The organism is Ruegeria sp. SAZD013, assembly GCF_059612525.1.
Map to the genome: position 1 here is coordinate 413,205 of NZ_JBXWQT010000020.1, position 20,284 is coordinate 433,488.

19 protein-coding genes are annotated in these 20,284 nt (G+C 55.0%); 12 read left to right on the plus strand and 7 right to left on the minus strand.

Features of this window, described 5'->3' with window-relative positions:
- Window positions 1-20: 20 nt before the first annotated feature.
- Window positions 21-1,025: a GlxA family transcriptional regulator gene (locus tag AC2FLU_RS08315; RefSeq protein WP_480472786.1), complete on the plus strand. Its 1,005-nt coding sequence runs from the start codon at window positions 21-23 to the stop codon at window positions 1,023-1,025.
- Between the two features lie 2 nt (window positions 1,026-1,027).
- Here the strand turns inward: AC2FLU_RS08315 and AC2FLU_RS08320 are convergent, their stop codons facing one another.
- Complete coding sequence (locus AC2FLU_RS08320) at window positions 1,028-2,125, minus strand: PQQ-dependent sugar dehydrogenase (RefSeq protein ID WP_496714237.1); 1,098 nt, start codon at window positions 2,123-2,125, stop codon at window positions 1,028-1,030.
- A gap of 154 nt (window positions 2,126-2,279) precedes the next feature.
- Between AC2FLU_RS08320 and AC2FLU_RS08325 the strand changes: the two genes are divergently transcribed.
- The 8 genes from AC2FLU_RS08325 (at window position 2,280) to AC2FLU_RS08360 (ending at window position 9,194) form a co-directional block, all read left to right on the plus strand.
- Window positions 2,280-3,461 carry an ABC transporter substrate-binding protein gene (locus AC2FLU_RS08325; protein ID WP_209503916.1) on the plus strand — a complete coding sequence of 394 codons (1,182 nt, stop codon included), beginning with the start codon at window positions 2,280-2,282 and terminating at the stop codon, window positions 3,459-3,461.
- 106 nt (window positions 3,462-3,567) lie between these two features.
- Window positions 3,568-4,356: an ABC transporter ATP-binding protein gene (locus AC2FLU_RS08330; protein WP_209596275.1), complete on the plus strand. Its 789-nt coding sequence runs from the start codon at window positions 3,568-3,570 to the stop codon at window positions 4,354-4,356.
- Between the two features lie 8 nt (window positions 4,357-4,364).
- Window positions 4,365-5,195 carry an ABC transporter ATP-binding protein gene (locus tag AC2FLU_RS08335; RefSeq protein WP_267366696.1) on the plus strand — a complete coding sequence of 277 codons (831 nt, stop codon included), beginning with the start codon at window positions 4,365-4,367 and terminating at the stop codon, window positions 5,193-5,195.
- A gap of 5 nt (window positions 5,196-5,200) precedes the next feature.
- The gene (locus AC2FLU_RS08340) at window positions 5,201-5,623 is read left to right on the plus strand and encodes a hypothetical protein (protein WP_496714239.1); all 423 of its coding nucleotides are present in this window, start codon (window positions 5,201-5,203) and stop codon (window positions 5,621-5,623) included.
- 278 nt (window positions 5,624-5,901) lie between these two features.
- Entirely contained in the window at window positions 5,902-6,231 is a 330-nt protein-coding gene (locus tag AC2FLU_RS08345; RefSeq protein WP_496714241.1) for a hypothetical protein, read from the plus strand.
- A gap of 206 nt (window positions 6,232-6,437) precedes the next feature.
- Window positions 6,438-7,448 (plus strand): branched-chain amino acid ABC transporter permease, encoded by a 1,011-nt coding sequence (locus tag AC2FLU_RS08350; RefSeq protein WP_480517044.1) that lies wholly within the window; start codon window positions 6,438-6,440, stop codon window positions 7,446-7,448.
- The gene (locus AC2FLU_RS08355; RefSeq protein WP_480553521.1) at window positions 7,445-8,758 is read left to right on the plus strand and encodes a branched-chain amino acid ABC transporter permease; all 1,314 of its coding nucleotides are present in this window, start codon (window positions 7,445-7,447) and stop codon (window positions 8,756-8,758) included. Before AC2FLU_RS08350 ends, AC2FLU_RS08355 begins: the two co-directional genes overlap by 4 nt.
- Window positions 8,759-8,939: 181 nt before the next feature.
- Window positions 8,940-9,194, plus strand: coding sequence for a hypothetical protein (locus AC2FLU_RS08360; protein WP_480472799.1), 255 nt, complete (start codon window positions 8,940-8,942; stop codon window positions 9,192-9,194).
- A 32-nt stretch (window positions 9,195-9,226) separates the two neighbouring features.
- Here the strand turns inward: AC2FLU_RS08360 and AC2FLU_RS08365 are convergent, their stop codons facing one another.
- Window positions 9,227-10,774 (minus strand): helicase HerA-like domain-containing protein, encoded by a 1,548-nt coding sequence (locus AC2FLU_RS08365; RefSeq protein ID WP_480517048.1) that lies wholly within the window; start codon window positions 10,772-10,774, stop codon window positions 9,227-9,229.
- Between the two features lie 432 nt (window positions 10,775-11,206).
- On the opposite strand from AC2FLU_RS08365, the gene AC2FLU_RS08370 reads away from it, so the two are divergent.
- Complete coding sequence (locus AC2FLU_RS08370) at window positions 11,207-11,785, plus strand: invasion associated locus B family protein (protein ID WP_480472803.1); 579 nt, start codon at window positions 11,207-11,209, stop codon at window positions 11,783-11,785.
- Between the two features lie 49 nt (window positions 11,786-11,834).
- Here the strand turns inward: AC2FLU_RS08370 and AC2FLU_RS08375 are convergent, their stop codons facing one another.
- The 4 genes from AC2FLU_RS08375 to AC2FLU_RS08390 are packed head-to-tail and all read right to left on the minus strand — an operon-like array spanning window position 11,835 to window position 16,076.
- Window positions 11,835-13,043, minus strand: a complete 1,209-nt coding sequence (locus tag AC2FLU_RS08375; protein ID WP_480472805.1) for a beta-ketoacyl-[acyl-carrier-protein] synthase family protein — start codon at window positions 13,041-13,043, stop codon at window positions 11,835-11,837.
- Window positions 13,044-13,052: 9 nt separating this feature from the next.
- On the minus strand, window positions 13,053-13,310 hold the full coding sequence (locus tag AC2FLU_RS08380) for an acyl carrier protein (RefSeq protein WP_480472807.1): 258 nt from the start codon (window positions 13,308-13,310) through the stop codon (window positions 13,053-13,055).
- A 32-nt stretch (window positions 13,311-13,342) separates the two neighbouring features.
- Window positions 13,343-14,434: a UDP-3-O-(3-hydroxymyristoyl)glucosamine N-acyltransferase gene (locus tag AC2FLU_RS08385; RefSeq protein WP_480472809.1), complete on the minus strand. Its 1,092-nt coding sequence runs from the start codon at window positions 14,432-14,434 to the stop codon at window positions 13,343-13,345.
- A 34-nt stretch (window positions 14,435-14,468) separates the two neighbouring features.
- Complete coding sequence (locus tag AC2FLU_RS08390; RefSeq protein ID WP_496808502.1) at window positions 14,469-16,076, minus strand: L,D-transpeptidase family protein; 1,608 nt, start codon at window positions 16,074-16,076, stop codon at window positions 14,469-14,471.
- Window positions 16,077-16,428: 352 nt separating this feature from the next.
- On the opposite strand from AC2FLU_RS08390, the gene mepK reads away from it, so the two are divergent.
- Window positions 16,429-16,998, plus strand: coding sequence for a peptidoglycan L,D-endopeptidase MepK (gene mepK, locus AC2FLU_RS08395; protein ID WP_480472813.1), 570 nt, complete (start codon window positions 16,429-16,431; stop codon window positions 16,996-16,998).
- Window positions 16,999-17,535: 537 nt separating this feature from the next.
- Here mepK and AC2FLU_RS08400 read toward each other — a convergent pair.
- On the minus strand, window positions 17,536-19,416 hold the full coding sequence (locus AC2FLU_RS08400; RefSeq protein WP_496716183.1) for a tetratricopeptide repeat protein: 1,881 nt from the start codon (window positions 19,414-19,416) through the stop codon (window positions 17,536-17,538).
- A 208-nt stretch (window positions 19,417-19,624) separates the two neighbouring features.
- Between AC2FLU_RS08400 and AC2FLU_RS08405 the strand changes: the two genes are divergently transcribed.
- Complete coding sequence (locus AC2FLU_RS08405) at window positions 19,625-20,257, plus strand: tyrosine-type recombinase/integrase (RefSeq protein ID WP_170465021.1); 633 nt, start codon at window positions 19,625-19,627, stop codon at window positions 20,255-20,257.
- Window positions 20,258-20,284: the final 27 nt, after the last annotated feature.

The window sequence follows — 20,284 nt, forward strand, 5'->3', positions numbered from 1 at the left end:
AGAATTAAGGACATTTTGTCATGCAAGTGCAACGCCAAGCAGTCACGGTCGAAAATGCTGGGGCCACGCCCCGCCATTTCGTTTTTGTCCTGTTGGACAATTTTTCGCTGCTGTCTTTTGCGTCAGCGCTCGACAGTCTGCGCATCGCAAATCGCATGGCGGACAAACAGCTTTATACATGGACACTTTCCGGTGAAGGCGGAAACTCGATTTCATGTTCGGCCGGGACCGAATTCAAGCTGGACCGTGATCTTGAGGAGTTGCAGCGCGACGATGTCGTTCTGATTTGCGGAGGCGTTGACGTACAGGCAGCCACCACCAAACGCATTCTGAACTGGTTACGACGCGAGGCACGGCGCGGATTGCGCATCGGCGGTTTGTGCACGGCTGCTTATACCCTGGCCAAGGCCGGGTTACTGGACAACAAGCGGGCGACGATACATTGGGAAAACTCAGACAGTTTCATCGAAGAATTCGATGAGGTCGAGTTGACGAAAGCTGTCTTTCAGATTGATGGCGGTCGGATGACAACGGCTGGGGGGACCTCGTCTATCGATCTGATGCTCAAGTTGATTGCAGACGATTTTGGCGAAGACTTGGCAAATGCGGTGGCGGACCAGATGATTTATTCGTCAATCCGGACAGATCAGGATACGCAACGTCTGTCGACACCGACGCGGATTGGGGTCCGGCACCCCAAGCTGAGTCAGGTCATTCTCATGATGGAAAAGAACATCGAAGAGCCGATCTCTCCTTCGATTCTGGCCAAGGAAGTCGGTATGTCGACTCGCCAGCTTGAGCGTCTGTTCCGGCGCTATCTCAGCCGCTCGCCCAAGCGGTACTATATGGAACTTCGCTTGCACAAAGCGCGGAACCTGCTGATGCAAACGGATATGAGCGTCATCAACGTAGCCCTGGCATGCGGCTTTGCCTCGCCCAGCCATTTCTCGAAATGCTACCGCGCACATTACAACACCACGCCGTATCGCGAGCGTGGCGCGCAGAGCGGGCGGCTATCGGTGTAAGGTCACTCCGCCGGAGCCATTCTGTAAACTGCCCCCCGCCCAACCGAGATAAACCAGATCGACCCATCTGGCGCTTCGACGATATCGCGGACGCGCTCGGTTTCAGGGCTTCTGATCTGTTCGGCCTCGTGCATCGGCTGACCGTGAAGCCGTGCGATATAGTCAAATTTCAACGACCCTACGAAGATATCACCCTTCCATTGCGGCCATAGCTTGCCGGAATAAACCAGCAGACCGGACGGCGCTATGGAAGGATCCCAGTAGTAAACTGGCTGTTCCAGCCCTTCTTTAGCTGTACCGTCGCCGATTTTTTCACCCGAATAATGCGTGCCATATGAAATAACCGGCCAACCATAATTCCGCCCTGCACGGGGTTGGTTGATTTCATCGCCACCCCGCGCCCCGTGTTCCGAGATCCAAAGTCGGCCAAACGCGTCCAAATCCGCGCCCTGCGGATTTCGATGGCCGTAAGACCATATTTCGGGTTCGATATTCGATTGCACGACAAAGGGGTTATCCGCCGGAACTGTCCCATCGCGATTGATGCGAATGACCGAGCCCATGGGATTGGACCGATCCTGTGCATTCTCCGCCTGTCCCCGTTCGCCCAAGGTCACGAATAATGTCCCGTCCGGCGTTTCGACCACACGGCTGCCAAAATGGCGACCACCTGTACCACCTGGCGATGCCTCGAAAATTACTCGAAGGTTCTGAAGGTTTTTGCCAGTCTCGGACAGGCGCGCAACCGCAACAGCAGTTCCTGCACCGTCGCCTTGCGGTTTTGCAAAAGTCAGAAAGACCTCTCGACTTTGATTGAAATCGCGTGAGATCGTGACGTCCAACAATCCTCCCTGCCCCAAAGTCGCGACCTTTGGAACGCCTGAAACAGCTACCGGCTGTCCATTTCGCACATACAGCAATCTTCCATCCCGTTCCGTGACGAGGAAACTCTCATCAGGCAAAATGCCAACCGCCCATGGGGTCTCTAGCCCGCCAACCATTTCTTCCAGTTGGACAATCCCGGCTGAAACCAACAGCGTCTGGGCCGCGGCACTCAAGGCGCACAGTGAGAAAGAGAGAATCATCGCCGTTCTGAGCATTCTGGTCCCTTTCGGTGACAATCAGGGGTGAGTCCCAACAAAACAGATAGAATTTCAAACGAAAAAAACACATTTGCGTTAGGACTTTTCTTTTCCGAACAGCTTGCCTAGGGTCGTCGCCAGAACGAATACGTTTACAACTGGGAGTAACCATATGAAAAAGCTGCTTACTGCAACTGCAGCAACTGCATTGCTGGCCGGCGCAGCCATGGCCGAAGATGTCAAACTGGGGATTTTGATCGGCTTTACCGGCCCGATTGAATCGCTTGCCCCCGCCATGGGATCGGGTGCCGAGCTGGCAATCGCCGAAGTCAACGAATCCGGAAAGTTCATGAACGGTGCCAGCGTGGCTGGCGTACGTGCCGATACCGGCTGTATCGACAACGGTCTGTCCACCTCGAACGGCGAGCGTATGATCGCTGACGGTGTTGCAGGCATCATCGGCGGCGACTGTTCGGGTGTAACCGGCGCGATTCTGCAAAACGTTGCCATTCCTAACGGCATGGTCATGATCTCGCCTTCGGCGACCTCGCCCGGCCTGTCAACCATGGAGGACAATGGCCTGTTCTTCCGCACCGCGCCGTCGGATGCGCGCGAAGGTCAAGTTATGGCTGATATCCTTAAGGATCGCGGCATCAACTCGATCGCGCTGACCTATACCAACAACGACTATGGCAAAGGTCTGGCCGATGCGATCCAGACGTCCTTCGAAGCGGTTGGCGGCGAAGTGACCATCGTTACGGCGCACGAAGACGGCAAGGCCGACTATTCGGCTGAAGTTGGCGCGCTGGCCTCGGCCGGTGGCGACATTCTGGTTGTCGCAGGTTATCTGGACCAGGGTGGTCTGGGCATCATCCAGTCGTCGCTGGACAGCGGTGCGTTTGACACCTTTGGTCTGCCCGGCGGCATGATCGGTGACTCGCTGCCCGCAAATGTCGGCCCCGACCTGAACGGCTCGTTCGGTCAGATCGCCGGGTCCGGTGGTGAAGGTGCAGAAAAGTACTTTGCACTGGCCGAAGCAGCCGGGTTTGACGGCTCGTCGCCCTATTCGCCCGAATCCTATGACGCGGCAGCGCTGTTCATGTTCGCCATGCAAGCCGCCGGTTCGACCAACCCGGCAGATTACGCGGGCAAAGTAATGGACGTCGCCAACGCACCGGGTGAAAAGATTTATCCGGGTGAACTGGCCAAAGGTCTGGAACTGCTGGCCGCCGGTCAGGACATCGACTATGTCGGCGCGTCCGGTGTCGAGTTGATCGGCCCCGGCGAAAGCGCAGGGTCGTACCGCGAGATCGAAGTGACCGACGGCGAAAACAAGACCGTCAACTTCCGTTGATCCCGCATATCAAGCTATAAAATCAGACAGCCCGGGCCTTGTGTCCGGGCTGTTTCAATGACAAAAGGCTGCACCTCGTTTCACGGGGTCAAGGCAAGGGGATACCATGATCGTCGTCGAGGACGTGCATAAGCATTTCGGCGGGTTTCACGCGGTGGACGGGGCGTCGCTGGAAATCCAAAAAGGGTCGATCACCGGCCTGATCGGGCCCAACGGGGCCGGAAAAACCACTCTGTTCAATGTGATCGCCGGTGTTTTGCCTCCGACCAGCGGCAAGGTGGTCATGGATGGTGAAGATATCACTGGCCTGCCTCCGCATGAGCTGTTTCACAAGGGTTTGCTGCGCACCTTCCAGATCGCGCATGAGTTTTCGTCGATGACCTGCCGCGAAAACCTGATGATGGTGCCCGGTGCGCAATCGGGTGAGGCGCTGTGGAATACCTGGTTCGGACGCAAGCGCATCGCTGATGAAGAACGCGCGCTGAAAGCCAAGGCAGACGAGGTGCTGGAGTTTCTGACCATCGAACATCTGGCCGATCACAAGGCCGGTCAGGTTTCGGGCGGTCAAAAGAAACTGCTGGAACTTGGTCGTACCATGATGGTGGACGCCAAGATCGTATTTCTGGACGAGGTCGGAGCAGGCGTGAACCGCACCCTGCTGATGACCATCGCTGATACGATCCTGCGCCTGAACAAAGAGCGTGGTTATACGTTTGTTGTCATCGAGCACGACATGGATTTCATCGGCAAGATCTGCGACCCGGTCATCTGCATGGCCGAGGGTAAGGTTTTGGCCGAGGGTACTCTGGATGAGATCAAGGCAAACGAGCACGTGATCGAAGCCTATCTAGGCACCGGCCTCAAAAACAAAGACAAGCTGGAGGCCCAGACATGACCGCTGGCATGAGCGACAACCCCTATCAGGACGACAAGGGCAACAAGGACGCATCGATTACCAACACGCAAGGTATCGGAACAATGACGCCTGCCCATCGGAAAAGCGGGACGACTCATCGCGTTGAAGGCGGCCCGTTTCTGATCGGCGATACCATGACCGGTGGTTATGGCAAAGGCCCGGACATCCTGCACGACTGCACCATTGCCGTGGACAAGGGGGAGATCGCAGTCATTGTCGGCCCCAACGGTGCGGGCAAGTCAACGGCGATGAAGGCCGTGTTTGGGATGCTGGATGTGCGCGCCGGCTCTGTACGCCTGGACGGCGAGGATATCACCAGCCTCACCCCGCAAGACCGCGTAATCCGCGGTATGGGCTTTGTTCCTCAGACGTCGAACATTTTTACCTCGATGACTGTCGAGGAAAATCTGGAAATGGGTGCCTTTATCCGGCACGACGATTTCTCGGACACGATGGAGCAGGTCTATGACCTGTTCCCAATTCTGCGTGACAAACGCAACCAACCTGCCGGCGAACTGTCTGGCGGTCAGCGCCAACAGGTTGCCGTGGGTCGCGCGCTGATGACGCAACCCAAGGTCCTGATGCTGGACGAGCCCACCGCAGGTGTCTCACCCATCGTGATGGATGAGCTTTTTGACCGCATCATCGAGGTCGCACGCACCGGCCTGCCGATCCTGATGGTTGAACAAAACGCCCGCCAGGCGCTGGAGATTGCCGATAAGGGATATGTGCTGGTTCAGGGGCGAAACGCCTATACCGGTACGGGCAAGGAATTGCTGGCCGATCCGGAAGTGCGGAAGAGTTTCTTGGGTGGTTGAGGCCTATGAAAACCAGCCTACTCGCCGTTTTCTGTTTATGTCTGCTAGGCAGCATCGTGTTTGCTCAGAGCCTAGCACCGCAAGCTAAGCAGTCTAGAAATGGGGTGATCTTCCGTTGCGAGTTCGAGAATCAACGAACGGTCATCCTATCGGCGCTCGATGACAGGATTGTTTGGCAGGAAAATGGGTCTGATTACCCTGCCAGTGATTGGACACATATTCGGATATCGCATGACCCAATCTTGTCAGTATTTGCTTATGGTGTGGGCATCGGAAGCCCTAGGCTCGATATTTACCAAGGTATCTTCCACGCTGATAAGCCCGGCTACGACCTTGGCACTGCAATCCTAAGCGAGACGCTTGTTGGGCGCGAAAGGTTGATAGTAGAGGCCGTTGAGGGTTTTTGCCAAGGCGAGCAACAGAACTAGTGGGCTTTTTCAAAGCCATTTTTACACCCTCGAACTTCCTTCTTGTTTCTGCAATCGACCGAAGGCGCCAGTTTAGAAGGAAACGCTGGTTGATCTCGGTATCTGGCCGTCTTCAACCGCGACAACCATCCCAAGATTTCCACGCCTCGGCTGCAATCCGGTCACATTGGGCGTTTAGCGCCGGGCGCTGTGAAGGAAACGGTTTCCCGGACAAACAAATCTGATTCCGAGAAATCAAGCGAACCTTCTGAATGAAAAACTCTATTCAGGACCCAAAAATGAAAAAATTGATATGGGTGGCCGTCGCCACTTTGTGCACGAACGCTGCAATTGCGCAAGAGCGCCACTTTGTCTGCGTCTCAGACCGCGACGGCAGTGAAGTGCGCCTCAAACGGGCGTCGGAAGGAGACAAGGGCATCATCGAAACCGCAAGTGTTTCTGGCGACGCGATGGTCTTCAAAGGCGTTGGCAACATGACGTTTGTCTATATCCAGGGCGATGAGGTCATGACCTTTGTTGTGAACTATGACGACATGACCTTTGATCTTTCGGTCAAAGGCCCCAACGCGGGGACTGATCGCGGCGCTTGTACTGAAACAAACGCCTGAGCCCCTTCCGACCATCTCGACCACGCACCGGAATTGACCGGTGCGTGACTGAGCCGGGCTTGATGTGGAAAGTCCGTCCTTCTTGAAAGCTTTTCTAGGGTTTTTTCGCTACCAGCAGGAAAATATGACGATAAACCGCGTGCAAAACATTGTGCCCGCGCAGACCGTTATGCCATAAGGTCGCACCCGGACAGTGAGAAGAAATAATGGACTTACTCAACGCGCTTGTTGCGCTTGCCAACTTTGTCATCGTGCCTGCGATTGCCTATGGCAGTCAGTTGGCATTGGGGGCGCTTGGCGTGACCCTGATCTACGGCATCCTGCGGTTTTCGAACTTTGCCCATGGTGACACCATGGCCTTTGGCGCGATGATCGCTGTGCTTGTCACCTGGGGCTTACAGGCCGCTGGTGTCAGCTTTGGGCCGTTGCCGACTGCCCTGCTCGCCCTGCCCTTTGCTATCCTTGGCTGCATCATGCTGGTGTTGGTTACAGACAGACTGGTCTACCGCTTTTACCGCGAACAAAAGGCCAAGCCGGTTATCCTTGTGATCGTTTCAATGGGTGTAATGTTCATCATGAACGGTCTGGTGCGCTTTATCATCGGGCCGGATGATCAAAAGTTCTCGGACGGTGCAAGATTCTTGATATCCGCGCGGGACTTCAAGTCCATGACGGGCCTTCAGGAGGGTCTGGCCATCAAGACCTCGCAAGGGATCACCCTGATAGTGGCCGTTATTGCCGTGGCCTTACTGTTCTGGTTCCTCAACAAAACACGAACCGGAAAGTCGATGCGCGCCTATTCCGACAACGAGGATCTGGCGCTTTTGTCCGGCATCAACCCTGAACGTGTTGTGATGATCACCTGGATCATCGTAGCCGCCTTGGCGACCACAGCGGGTGTTCTTTACGGGTTGGACAAAAGCTTTAAACCCTTCGTCTATTTCCAGCTTCTGCTGCCGATTTTCGCTTCAGCTATCGTGGGGGGGCTGGGCAACCCGCTGGGCGCGATTGCCGGCGGGTTCATCATCGCGTTTTCCGAGGTGACGATCACCTATGCCTGGAAAAAAGTACTGACCTATGTGGCCCCCGAAAACCTGGAGCCGTCCGGATTGGTTCAGCTCCTGTCCACCGATTACAAGTTCGCTGTCAGCTTTGTCATCCTGCTGATCGTGCTTCTGTTTAAGCCCACGGGCCTGTTCAAGGGAAAAGCAGTATGACCGAATCTGTCAAAAACACTCTGCTTTTCATAGCTGTTGGCAGCCTCATTCTGCTGACCGGTTTCACGCAAAGCTGGAACACCGCCGTTCTGATTCTGAACATGGGGCTGATCTCGGCCATCATGGCGATCGGTGTGAACCTGCAATGGGGCTTTGCGGGCCTGTTCAACGTGGGGGTCATGGGCTTCGTCGCGCTGGGCGGTCTGGCCGTGGTGCTAGTATCAACAGCGCCTACCCCGGGTGCTTGGGGCGCAGGCGGTTATGGTATCGTTCTGTCTTTGCTACTGGGGGCTGCCACTGTTGTTGCAGCCGTACTGGTGGCAACGAGAATGCCCAAAGGCCGGGTGCAGACGCTGACAATAATCACTGTCCTTATCGTCGGCTTTTTCCTCTACCGGGCCGTGTTCGACCCCAATGTTGCTGCAGTTGAAGCCATTGACCCGGCGATTGCCGGTAACATCGGTGGACTGAACCTGCCCGTTCTGCTGGCCTGGCCTGCCGGAGGTCTGCTGGCTGCCGGGGCGGCATGGCTGATTGGCAAAACCGCGCTTGGGCTGCGGTCAGATTATCTGGCGATTGCCACGCTGGGTATCGCCGAGATTATCATCGCCGTCATGAAGAACGAGGACTGGCTGGCCCGCGGCGTGAAGAACGTCTATGGCATCCCGCGCCCCTCGCCGGTTGTCGGGTATGAAGTTGACTTGCAGCAAGATCCGGCTTTTCTTGCCCGCGCCGAATGGCTGGGGCTGGATCCGGTCACTGCATCCACCCTTTCGGTGAAACTTGGGTATTCGCTGCTGTTCATGCTGGTTCTTCTGGCGCTGCTGTGGATGGCGCAGATGGCGCTGAAAAGCCCGTGGGGCCGCATGATGCGCGCAATCCGCGACAATGAAGTTGCAGCCGAAGCGATGGGCAAGGACGTCACCCGTCGCCACTTGCAGATTTTCGTATTAGGGTCGGCCATTTGCGGCATCGCTGGCGCGATGATGACCACCCTGGACGGACAGCTGACACCGGGCACCTACAATCCGTTGCGCTTTACCTTCCTGGTTTGGGTCATGGTGATCGTTGGCGGTTCGGGCAACAACTTCGGAGCCGTTCTGGGCGCGTTCCTGATTTGGTTCTTGTGGGTTCAGGTCGAGCCGATTGGCTTGTGGTTGATGAGTGTGATCACCGCAGGCTTGCCGGATGGCAGCGCGCTGAAGTCACATCTTATTGATAGTGCCGCACATATGCGCCTTTTCACGATGGGCCTGATCCTGTTGATTGTTCTCAGATTCAGCCCAAGGGGTCTGATCCCCGAGAAATAGACCGACGCCACGTTCCAATACACAAAACCGCGCCACTAATCTGGCGCGGTTTCTTGATTCTTAAGGTTTTTCTGAATAAACGAACCCACCACAGTGTTTTTGATTTGCGGCAGGTTGCTGGCACTCACCCTCGCCTATGCCGTTTCAATCGATCAACAAGACGAGAAGACAAGAGTAGAAAATGAAAGCACCACATCTGAAATCACTCATTCTGTTTCCGGCTATTGCGGTTGTAGTATCCGCATGCGTTCCCAGCCCCGAAGATCTTGAGACGACGCCGGTCAAGGTACAGACTCCTAAAGGTGTTGTGACCTGCCAGCTCTATCGTCAGGATCGTGTGACCTGGGACCGCGCAATCGACTTCCCAGCCACAAAGATGTCTGTCCCCGAGGCTGACGCCTATTGCCGTCAGGAAGGCCAACGCCGACTGAAGTAAACGCGACAGCGCCCCCAACGGGCGCTGCGTTCTTACCTGTTGCGGAACAAACCGCCGAGGATACCGCGCACGATCCGGCGCCCGGTAGTGCCTTTAAGCTCTTTGATCACCGCTTCGGTCATCGCTGTGGCAAAGGTGTCCTGCTTGCGCTCAACCCGGGATGAGGACCGGCCAACCCGGCTGCCCGAATATCTGCGGGCCGAAGAGTATTCGCGTTCGATCGGCGATTGCGCTTCAAAAACTTCGTCGGATTCGGCCAGTTCTGCGGCATTGGCCGCAGCTTGGGCCCGCGCCTGAAGAATCTCGAAGGCAGATTTTCGATCTATGTTCTTGTCGTATTTCCCCGCCATTGGGGAAACTGCTAGAATGTCCCGGCGTTCGGCATCTGAAATTGGCCCCAGCTGAGATCCCGGCGGGCGAATAAGCGTGCGCTCGACCACGCCCGGAACACCTTTCTTTTGCAGCATGGAAGTAACGGCTTCCCCCACGCCGACTTCGCGAATTGCCGTTTCCGTGTCAAAAGTCGGATTCTCGCGATAGGTTTCAGCGGCCAGCCTCAGGTTCTTTCGGTCCCGCGCCGTGAATGCCCTTAATGCGTGCTGAATACGGTTGCCCAGCTGTCCAAGAATATCTTCCGGGATATCGGCGGGACTCTGAGTAATGAAGTATACCCCCACCCCCTTTGAACGGATCAGGCGGGCGACCTGTTCGACCTTGTCCACCAGTACCTTTGGCGCATCGTCAAACAGCAGATGGGCCTCATCAAAAAAGAACACCAGCTTTGGTTTTTCAGGGTCTCCGACCTCTGGCAGCTCTTCGAACAGTTCACTCAACAGCCATAACAGAAACGTTGCATAAAGTCTTGGGGCGGCCATCAGTTGGTCTGACGCCAGAATGTTCACCATCCCCTGCCCGTTTTCGTCTGTTCGCATCAGATCGGCCAGATCCAGCGCCGGTTCTCCAAACAGCTTTGTACCGCCCTGATTCTCGAGGACCAGCAGACGTCGCTGAATCGCACCGATCGAGGATGTAGATACATTGCCGTATCGCAATGACAGTTGCGCCCGATTCTCTCCGATCCAGACCAGCAGCGCCTGTAGGTCCTTAAGGTCCAGCAACGGCATCCCTTCTTCGTCGGCCACGCGGAATGCGATATTCAGGATACCTTCCTGCGCCTCACTCAACTCCAGTAACCGCGATAGTAACAGCGGGCCCATTTCCGTCACTGTCGTGCGCACGGGATGGCCCTGTTGGCCAAACAGATCCCAGAATGTCACTGGGCAGGCAGAATAGGCAAAATCATCGAACCCGATCCGACCAGCCCGGTCTTGGAACGCCTGATGCAGTTTGTGCGTCTCGCTGCCCGGAAGGGCCAGCCCAGACAGGTCCCCTTTCACATCCGAGAGGAAAACTGGGACACCCGCCTGAGAAAACCCTTCTGCAAGAATCTGCAATGTCACAGTCTTGCCGGTACCAGTTGCCCCGGCAATCAACCCATGGCGGTTCGCATATTTCAACGCCAGTTCCTGCGGCTGGCCATAGTTTTCACCGCCACCGCCCAAAAAGATATTCGTGCCCATTAACATTGCCTTATTGTTCACCGATCCGCCGCCAGCATACAAAGTTAACCTTTGACTGCGATAGTCTATTTGCCTTGCATTGCGGGGCAGACTTCCTCCCTGTCGACTGGCCGTGCCTGCTGGCACGGCCCTTTTGGTACGGCCACTGGATTATTATTCTGGCGCATAGATTAAAAATTGAGGATAGCTGTTGACCCGTGTGCGCCCCTTACGTAGGGTTTGCGCATAAATAAGTCGGCCAGTCCGACGGGGAGAAACTTATGGGGAAGGGAGCTGGTCGAACAGCTCCCTTTTTCTAATCTCCGAAGGTGCGGTTCCAGCCCTCAGGCAAGAATCCGTTCACCTTCGCAAAGGCTGTTCTGTTAGTGCCTGACACTGGTTCAGAAGAGTGTTAAACGAAGCAAAAAGATCAATCATCAACCCGAGGCATTCATGTTCAAGAAAATCCTTTCGTTCAACACGGTCGCCGCCGTTCTGCTGTCCGGAGCAGCGTATGCACAAGACACAACCACAACCGCGCCAGACGCTGGTCTGGACCTAGGTCAGGAAGGACCCCGGGTCGGAGAACAGTTCGTAAAGGAAGAATTCGGCGATTGGGACGTATCCTGTATCAAGGCACAGGAAGGCGAGGATCCTTGTGCCATCGTTCAGGTTCTGGAAGGCAACAATGGTGATCCGATCGCAGAAGTATCGATCGGGAAACTGCCGGAAGGTGGTGCCGCCGTTGCTTGGGCAAACGTCATCGTACCCCTGGAAACACTGCTGCAAGCGCAACTGGCCCTGTCAATCGATGGCGCTCCGCGTAAATTGTACAACTATCACCAATGCGTTCCCGTGGGCTGCATCGCGCAATTAGGTCTTAGCCAAGGGGATATCGATGCGATGAAAGCTGGCACTAAAGCGACGTTTTCGCTGGTTCCAGCCCGTTTCCCGGATCAGGTTCTTGAAATGGACATGTCGCTCTCCGGCTTCACATCGGGCTTTGACGCTCTGAACGTCAACACAAACTAAGAAAAAAACATCCGTGGAAGCCGCCGTATTAGTAACGGCGGCTTTTTCACTAAACCCGCTTCAGGGCCAGTACGGCATTTAACCCACCAAAGGCGAATGCGTTGCTGAGAGCGACGTCGACCTTTGCCTCGCGCGCTTCGTTCGGTACGACGTCCAACGCGCATTCCGGGTCCGGTTCCTCATATCCGATCGTCGGTGCAATGACACCGTCCCGCAGCGCCATGATACAGGCCAGCAGCTCAACCGCGCCGGTCCCGCCAATCAGATGACCGTGCATGGATTTCGTGGACGAGATCATCAGATCGTCGGCGTGTGGGCCAAATACGTCGGCCACAGCTGCGCATTCGGTTTTGTCATTTGCAGCCGTTCCGGTGCCATGAGCGTTGATATAGCCCACATCTTTTGCGTTCAGCTTCGCATCGGCCAAAGCACCAGCCATGGCACGCGCGGCCCCTTGTTTGCTGGGCATCACAATGTCCGAGGCATCCGATGACATGGCAAAGCCGACAACTTCGCACAGAATTTCGGCACCTCGGGCCCGGGCGTGTTCGTATTCTTCAAAAACAAAGACACCTGCCCCTTCACCCTGCACCATTCCGTTGCGGTTGGCACTGAAAGGGCGACATGCGTCTTTCGACATCACGCGCAACCCTTCCCAGGCTTTGACACCGCCGAAACACAGCATGGATTCCGAGCCCCCCGTTACCATGACCGGAGCCGCGCCACTACGCACCATCTGAAAAGCCTGAGCCATCGCATGATTTGACGACGCACATGCTGTCGAGACCGTGAAACTTGGGCCCTTCAGGTTGTGTTCCATGGAAACGTGGCTTGCGGCAGCATTGTTCATGAGTTTTGGAACGACAAAGGGATGTACCCTGTTTTTTCCATCCTCATAAACCGAACGGTAATTGTCATCCCAAGTCGAAACACCACCGCCCGCAGTCCCCAGAACAACACCTGATCTGGCTGCAAGTTCGCCATGAAACTCGATACCCGACTGCTCAATCGCCTCTTTGGCTGCCGTCAGGGTGAATTGGGTGAAGCGGTCGTACAGCGACATCTGCTGTCGGTTGAACCGCCCTTCTGCCTCGAACCCCCGGACCTGTCCGCCGATCTTGATGGCCAACCGGTCGACATCCCGAAATTCCAGATCGGAAATACCACAACGACCTTCGCGCATGGCTTCCAGCGTGTCAGGGACCGAATGGCCCAGCGAATTGATCGTACCCGCTCCGGTTATGACAACGCGTTTCATGAGCGTTTGTCAGACCTTTTCCGACACAAGCTTTTCGATCCCAGAGATGATCGCAGCTACATTCGAGATATCAAAATCACTGGCCTCGGGTTCGTTGGCATTGAAAGGAATCGAAATGTCGAACTCTTCCTCGATGGCAAATATGCTTTCGACCAGTCCAAGGCTGTCGATACCCAGATCTTCCAGCGTGCTTTCGGGCGTTACATCCGATGGCTCCAGAACGGCCTGCTCTGCAATGATCGCGATGACGCGGTCGCTGATGCTCATGTCGATCCCCTGATTATCAGTTTGAGGTTGATTTAATCGCTCGGGGTCTGTTTGAAAACAGCCTTTTTGAGTGCCTCGACGTCGCGGGCCATGCGGGGCAAGCGTCGTTGCGCCTTGTAGATATCCGTATGCGTTTCCATTTTGACGCCCGGATACCCCATGATCACGCGGCCGGCGGGAACATTGGACAGTATCTTGGTGCCGCCTCCGGCAATAACCCCGTCCCCGATGAATATGTTGTCGACAACGCCGGTCTGACCGCCCAGAACCACGTTGTTTCCGATCTCAACCGATCCCGACACACCAGTCTGACCGCACAGCAGGCAGTCCTGACCGACGCGAGTGTTGTGCCCGACATGGACCAGATTATCCAACTTGGATCCGTTGCCGATACAAGTGTTTCGGATCGTGCCATTATCGATTGTACAATTCGCGCCGACTTCGACGTCATCACCGATTTCCACCGCACCCAACGAATGAATGCGCAGCCAGCTCTGTGCTTTGGCCTCACCCTGATCGCCCATTGTCTTGCGTACATTTTCGACGCCCGAGACTTCGGGTGTTACGAAGCTAAACCCGTCCCCTCCGATCCGGGCACCGGGTTGCGCGATAAAGCGATCTCCGATCCGCGCCCGTGCGCCAATGCTGACCATTTCGCGCAACACCGCCTGGTCGCCCAATATGGCGTCCATTCCCACCACGCACTGTGCCCCTATGACAGAGCCTGCGCCGATCCGGGCGCGCGCGCCCACAACAACCAACGGACCAATCGCCACATCCCGACCGATTTCAGCGGTCGGGTCGATCACGGCCGAGGGGTGAATCCCGGGTTCAACTCCCTGCCCCCGATCCAGCATGGCCGTGATGCCAGCCATGGCCATGCGGGGACGTTTGACAAAGATCGCGGCACGCAGTCCCATCGCCTGCCAGTCGGCCCCTTCCCAAAGGACAGCCGCACGTGCGGCTCCGTTGGCAAGCGCCTCGGCATATTTCGGAGACATAGCCATCGCCAAATCTGTCGGACCTGCGTCGCCCGGTTCGGCGGCGCGCACGATCGTCAGGCCGCCATCGCCCTGACATTCTGCCCCCAGAGACTCGGCGATCTGTTGTATGGTAAACTGCATGGCGGGCTTCCTTTTGGCAGGATTTGCCCTGTGCTTACCCCTGAACGTCCGGCAGGGCCACCCCTGCCTTTTGCAAGGCTTCCCAAATCTTGCCGTCCCGCCCATAAACATCGCGGCGATACTGCACTTCGCCTTTGGGCCCGATATAGGCCGTGCGATAAATCAGATGCACCGGAACTTTCTGCTCCAGATTGACTTTGGTTTCTTTTCCGGTGTTCAGAACGCGATGGAAGAATGCCTTTGGATCTTCCTCCTGTTTGGCCAGCAAGGCGTAAGCAAATTCAAAGGGCTGGGCCAAGCGGATACACCCATGTGAAAAGGCCCGAACCTCACGCGAGAACAGGTTTTTCTGTGGAGTATCATGCAGATAGATGTTGTGCTTATTGGGGAACATGAACTTCACCAGACCCAGCGCATTGCTTTGGCTGGGCGGTTGGCGCATTGCGAAAGGAAAATTTCTGGTCGTAAACTGGGTAAAATCCACCGCACTCCGATCGACTTGCCTGCCGCTTCTGTCAGTTATCAGAATATGGCCCACGGCATTCGGGTTTGATTGCAGCTTCGGCAGGTATTCCTTGGTCACGATCGAGCGGGGAACATGCCAACTTGGGTTAATCACCATATGCTCCATCTCATCCGAAAACTCTGGACTTCTGCGATCATGAGCATTTTTACCGATGACTGCGCGGGTTTCAAAAGTGACTTGCCCGTCGTCCACGATCTTGGCTGAGAAATCGGCTTGGTTCACAAGGATATGACGCGTACCTCGTTCCCGAGGCAGCCAGCGTTCGCGTTCCAACGCAACGTAAACGGCTTTCAACCGGTCTGTGGCTGGACGGTTAATCTCGGCAATCGTCCCCTTGCCCGCCACGCCATCGGGTTCAAGCCCATGCGCTGTTTGAAAGGTGCGTACACCTTCCAACAACGCGTTGTCGAAAGACGGGCTGGCGGATGGTTTCATGTAACCCATCACCACCAGACGGTCGCGCAACTTGACGACATTCGGTCCGGTATCACCGTATTCCAACTTGTTTTCGGGCACTGTTGGCCCCCATCCGCCCTGGAACACCAGTTTTTCCAGAACCAGCTTCTGCTTCATCAGCGCGCGGTATTGATGTGTTTGCGGTGACAGGGCTGCAAAGTAGGCCGCGCCCTGCGTGTTTATTCCCTGCAAATGCTCGGCCGCGCTGCGACGATCTACTGACCGAACCAGCCCCTCATCGACACTGCTGGGCCGGATTATGCCTGCGTAAAGCGCGTCGGCGTATTCGACAAAGATACTGCTCAGCTCTGCTTCAACAGCACCGAGATCGCGCACCGAACGGGCCTTTTCCATCTTCTCCAACACGGCGGCAACAGTCGGCTCGGCCTGTGGCAGGCCATGCAGATGCGCATTCGTAAGCGCATTGATCAGCGCCGCCCGGCGCCGTGTGTGTTCGGGTGTATCACCCACCCAAACTGGCGAAAACCCGTTCGCCCGGTAGAATTCGACCAATTGCGGCGCCTGCGGCGTATGTTCAGCAATCGCCATCTGAAACGCAGTCCCTGGCGCGGCTTCGGACGACGTATTGGCGACAGATGCAGTAGCCACGAAACACGCGGCAAACAGGATGCTGGTACTGGTGCGGAGAACGGAAAGCATAGGATAGCCTTGAAATTCAATAGCTTGAACTGGTGATTGATCGTCGTACGATTATGCAGTCGCGCCAGAACGCTTGTCCACTCACGAAATCCTTACCAATTCGCTTCTTCGTGGGCCTGATGCGCGTTTGCATCGGCAGGGTGACCCAAAGCCCACAACTGCGAAATTTTCGTGATTCGCTGTGACATATGCGCAAAAAACTGCCGAAAATTCCCCCTTGAAAAGGTGCAATTGAAACACTTCTTGGCCGTCGATTCCGATTGTGCCATACATTCTGCATCTGGGATGGGAATAATTAAGACAGTGCACGTAACATCGTGTGCAGGCAGGAACAGTACGGGACGAAACTAAAATGACAGAGAGCAGTTCCTCGGGCTTGACCCGGCGTGCCCTATTGGGAGCGTTTGCAGCAACGGCAGTCGTAGCAGCACCCACCTACTCCAACGCAGCAGGCTTTTTACGCGGTGGCGGCGATATTCGTCGCATTCGTATGTATTCCGGTCGCACTGGCGAACGGTTGGATATGATCTATTGGGTCGATGGTAAGTATATCAAGGACGCTGTCAAAGAAGTGAACAACTTCATGCGTGATTGGCGCACAGATCAGGTAAAATCCATCGATTTGCGCACGATTGATATCATGGCGGCATCACACAACCTGCTGGATGTCAACGAACCCTATATGCTGTTGTCCGGCTATCGCTCTCCTCAGACCAACGCAATGCTGCGCTCCCGGTCGCGCCGTGTGGCGCGCAATTCGCTTCATATGGAAGGGCAAGCAGCTGATCTGCGCCTTGCCTCCCGCTCGGTTTCACAGATGGCCAAGGCAGCGATGTCGTGCCGCGCAGGCGGAGTTGGTCAGTATTATGGATCGAACTTCGTACACATGGATTGTGGCGTGGTTCGCACCTGGCGCGGGTAACACCCGGACGCTTTTGGTCTGTTCAGAACTTATACTGACTGTATCTTCCGGTCGGTTTTCTCGTAGTCGTAGCGATTGGCGGCAGAGCCGCCAAGTCTGCTAATTTGCTATTCTCGGCACCTGACAGAATATCTCTCCCTCAAGCACTGCAACTCAGCTATGATTATTAGCTTGCGAGCCGTTGCAATGACTGCCCAATCAATGCGCTAAGCGAGCCAAATGACAAGCCCACTGTTCAGGGCTTCCGATTGGCCATCTTTTCGTTGTCCACTTTGGGCTCGCAGTCGACCTTCGCTGGTTCCCGTGCCTATGTCTGGAGGCAGCCCTAGCCGGACATTCCAAACTGAACTTTGCAAATCCCGACAAGCGGACAATGCTGCCGTCGGATGCCGAACGAAAATGACCGCTCGCAGCCCAAACCAGACATTCATCAGCGAGCTTTGTTGATCCCGAGGAGCGGATTGGTCCGTTCATGCAACGATGCTACCAAAAGTGGAAACCGCGCATACAGCCAGTATCCGGGGATATGAAAACTTTCTATTCGGGCAATCCACCAGCAACCATCGCACCAAAATACCGGTCCTGGTCCTCAGTATGCATAAAGGGTGTGTTTCTGTGTGTAGAAACACGGAAGTCCGGCCGGATTTCGAGTAATTTCGTTGCTTCAACCTGTGCATCTTCCAGACGTCCCATTTCGGCAAGGGTTGCGACCAAGATTCGGCGCGGAGGAAGCGACTTTGGATAAGTTGAGATACCGGTTTTTGCCAGCAGAATTGCCTCTTCGTAATCTCTGATTAGAAAATGAGAAAGGGCCGCGTTAAAATTGTACCAGCCGGGATAACGCGGATTGACCTTTTTTGCCTTGTTGTTCCACTCAATCGCTTCGGCTGGCTCACCCATAAGCGACCTTAAAAAGCCCATACCATATAGGACCTCAGGATCATTGGGGTTCTCCCGTATTGCCCGCTGAAATGCCTGGTACGCGAGTTTATGATCGTAGTCTGCAAACAAATGTAGCTGGCCCAAGCGGTGTTGAACGCGATAGTCCGATTGATCCAGTTCTAACGCACGCTGTGCGTGCCTGCGGGCTTTGTTCAGCGCGGTTTCTGGATCGTCCGACCCACCAAAGCGCCAAAGGCTAAGATAGCGACCGCTCAGTTCAATATGTGCAGAAAGGTAGTCTGGATCGAGCTCTATTGCTCGTTCCAGAAGTTCAATAGCCTCTTGCCGACTCGCAGTATTCAGCAGCTTGCTTTTGGCGACAGCCCTTAGAAAAAGTTCATACGCTTCTAGATCATCGGTTGGCCGTTTCCTAAGCGAAGCGATTTCTTCTTCCTCAACTACTATTTTCAGGGTGGATGCGATTTCCCGAATAAGGTCGGCCTGAGCGGAAAACAATTCTTCGACGCCAACGTCATATTGTTCCGACCATAGAGCGTGCCCCGACTCTGTCTCTATCAGTGTTGAGTTAATCGAAATATTCTCGCCAACGCTCTGAACGCTACCTGACAAAACATATCGCACACCGAGCTCTCGGCCAATTTCTCGCGGTTTGACCAAGCTGTCCGCAAAGGTAATCGAAGTAGAACCAGAAATCACAAATAGCTGTGGAAACTTCGAAAGCTGCGTCGTGATTGCTGTTCCAAAACCTTCTGCCAGATAGCCGACCTCTTCAATTGTTGAGCGGTTCTCAAAGGGCAAAACGACGATGGACGGTTCGTCTGGGATGGCAAGCGCCAACTCCTCTTGTTCGGTCAGGGGTGCCACATCTCTGGATCGCCACCATACGACCGAAACCAGCACCAAACAGATGCATGCTGCACCGATTAGAGTTGGCACCCACTTGGACATGTGTGGTTTCGTATGCGCAACTGGCTCTGAAATAGCCAAAGCCTTGGCCTTGTCATCCAGAACGATTTCGAAGGCTCGGACTGGTCTCTCTATGTTTTTGACTTCGGTCTCACCCAGATCCTCGAAATTCAGATCCAGCTTGTCCTGTACCTGGTCCCTTACGCTGCGGTGAATGCAAATACCTCCGGGCTCAGCCAAGCCTTCAAGTCGAGCGGCGACATTGACGCCATCACCATAAATGTCTCCATCCTCGGCAATCACATCTCCGATATTGATGCCGATCCGAAACACAATTCGTTCGCTATCTGGAACGTCCGAATTTCGAGAGAGCATTTCGTTTTGAACAGAAACGGCAAATTTCATTGCCTGCACGGTGCTTTCGAACTCCAGTAGAGCACCATCACCTATCAATTTGATCGTCTTGCCACCATAACTCGCCGCAAAGGGGTCAATGAGTTCAGACCGATGCGACTTTAGTGCTGCCAGCGTCGCTGCCTCATCGCGTTCCATCAGTCGCGAGTAGCCCACGACGTCAATACTCAAGATAGTGGTAAGGCGGCGTTCCACTCCCGTTCTCCCCTAGACCCAAGATTATCCATCCTGATCTATTGAATCCATAGTTCTGCTATTCGCCCTATACCAAATCGCATATTTGAGGCGCCGGTCAGGCTTCGACAAAGTCAGATTTTTCATGACGGAGACCAAGCATGGTAACCAATAGACGCTGACACTGTGTGGGCGATGAGGTGGTGCGTGGCGGTGTGGAGTATTCGTCATGCAAGCTTTAAATCTACCCGTCATTCGAGTTGGCCGATCTGCGTGGAACAAAGGTCGGGTTATTGGCCAGAAGCGCCCGCTTTTGCCAAGGCATGTCTGGGCAATACGCGTTCGCTTAGAAATTTCAGAAGATCATAGGAACTTAGCACTCTTCAATTTAGCAATAGATAGTAAGCTCCGTGGTTGCGATCTTGTTCGCCTTAAAGTTGCAGACGTATTTGCCGCTGGACAAGTAAAGGAACGCGCGTCTGTCAACCAAAGCAAGACAAAGATACCCGTTCGTTTTGAAATTAGTAGTGGTACGCGAAACTCGCTTTTGAATTGGCTGAAACAACCTGCAATGAAAAGATCCGAGTACTTGTGGCCAGGGCGTTTTCAGCATCGGCTGCATATTTCTACGCGTCAGTACGCGAGGTTGGTTCAGTCATGGGTCGCTTCGATTGGGCTTGATCCCAGCCAATATGGGACCCATTCAATGCGACGCACAAAAGTGGCGCAGATTTATCGTAGAACAGGTAACTTGCGAGCCGTGCAGCTATTGCTTGGTCACACCAAGATGGACAGTACAGTGCGTTACCTAGGTGTAGACATCGAAGACGCACTCGCCATCGCGGAAGCCACCGAGGTGTGATCCATCAGGCCGCTTTCGAGCGGCCTT

Excerpts from the sequence above, each read along its gene's own strand:
- AC2FLU_RS08315 (WP_480472786.1), top strand. The coding sequence starts at position 21 with ATGCAAGTGCAACGCCAAGCAGTCACGGTCGAAAATGCTGGGGCCACG.
- AC2FLU_RS08320 (WP_496714237.1), bottom strand. The coding sequence starts at position 2,125 with ATGCTCAGAACGGCGATGATTCTCTCTTTCTCACTGTGCGCCTTGAGT.
- AC2FLU_RS08325 (WP_209503916.1), top strand. The coding sequence starts at position 2,280 with ATGAAAAAGCTGCTTACTGCAACTGCAGCAACTGCATTGCTGGCCGGC.
- AC2FLU_RS08330 (WP_209596275.1), top strand. The coding sequence starts at position 3,568 with ATGATCGTCGTCGAGGACGTGCATAAGCATTTCGGCGGGTTTCACGCG.
- AC2FLU_RS08335 (WP_267366696.1), top strand. The coding sequence starts at position 4,365 with ATGAGCGACAACCCCTATCAGGACGACAAGGGCAACAAGGACGCATCG.
- AC2FLU_RS08340 (WP_496714239.1), top strand. The coding sequence starts at position 5,201 with ATGAAAACCAGCCTACTCGCCGTTTTCTGTTTATGTCTGCTAGGCAGC.
- AC2FLU_RS08345 (WP_496714241.1), top strand. The coding sequence starts at position 5,902 with ATGAAAAAATTGATATGGGTGGCCGTCGCCACTTTGTGCACGAACGCT.
- AC2FLU_RS08350 (WP_480517044.1), top strand. The coding sequence starts at position 6,438 with ATGGACTTACTCAACGCGCTTGTTGCGCTTGCCAACTTTGTCATCGTG.
- AC2FLU_RS08355 (WP_480553521.1), top strand. The coding sequence starts at position 7,445 with ATGACCGAATCTGTCAAAAACACTCTGCTTTTCATAGCTGTTGGCAGC.
- AC2FLU_RS08360 (WP_480472799.1), top strand. The coding sequence starts at position 8,940 with ATGAAAGCACCACATCTGAAATCACTCATTCTGTTTCCGGCTATTGCG.
- AC2FLU_RS08365 (WP_480517048.1), bottom strand. The coding sequence starts at position 10,774 with ATGGGCACGAATATCTTTTTGGGCGGTGGCGGTGAAAACTATGGCCAG.
- AC2FLU_RS08370 (WP_480472803.1), top strand. The coding sequence starts at position 11,207 with ATGTTCAAGAAAATCCTTTCGTTCAACACGGTCGCCGCCGTTCTGCTG.
- AC2FLU_RS08375 (WP_480472805.1), bottom strand. The coding sequence starts at position 13,043 with ATGAAACGCGTTGTCATAACCGGAGCGGGTACGATCAATTCGCTGGGC.
- AC2FLU_RS08380 (WP_480472807.1), bottom strand. The coding sequence starts at position 13,310 with ATGAGCATCAGCGACCGCGTCATCGCGATCATTGCAGAGCAGGCCGTT.
- AC2FLU_RS08385 (WP_480472809.1), bottom strand. The coding sequence starts at position 14,434 with ATGCAGTTTACCATACAACAGATCGCCGAGTCTCTGGGGGCAGAATGT.
- AC2FLU_RS08390 (WP_496808502.1), bottom strand. The coding sequence starts at position 16,076 with ATGCTTTCCGTTCTCCGCACCAGTACCAGCATCCTGTTTGCCGCGTGT.
- mepK (WP_480472813.1), top strand. The coding sequence starts at position 16,429 with ATGACAGAGAGCAGTTCCTCGGGCTTGACCCGGCGTGCCCTATTGGGA.
- AC2FLU_RS08405 (WP_170465021.1), top strand. The coding sequence starts at position 19,625 with ATGCAAGCTTTAAATCTACCCGTCATTCGAGTTGGCCGATCTGCGTGG.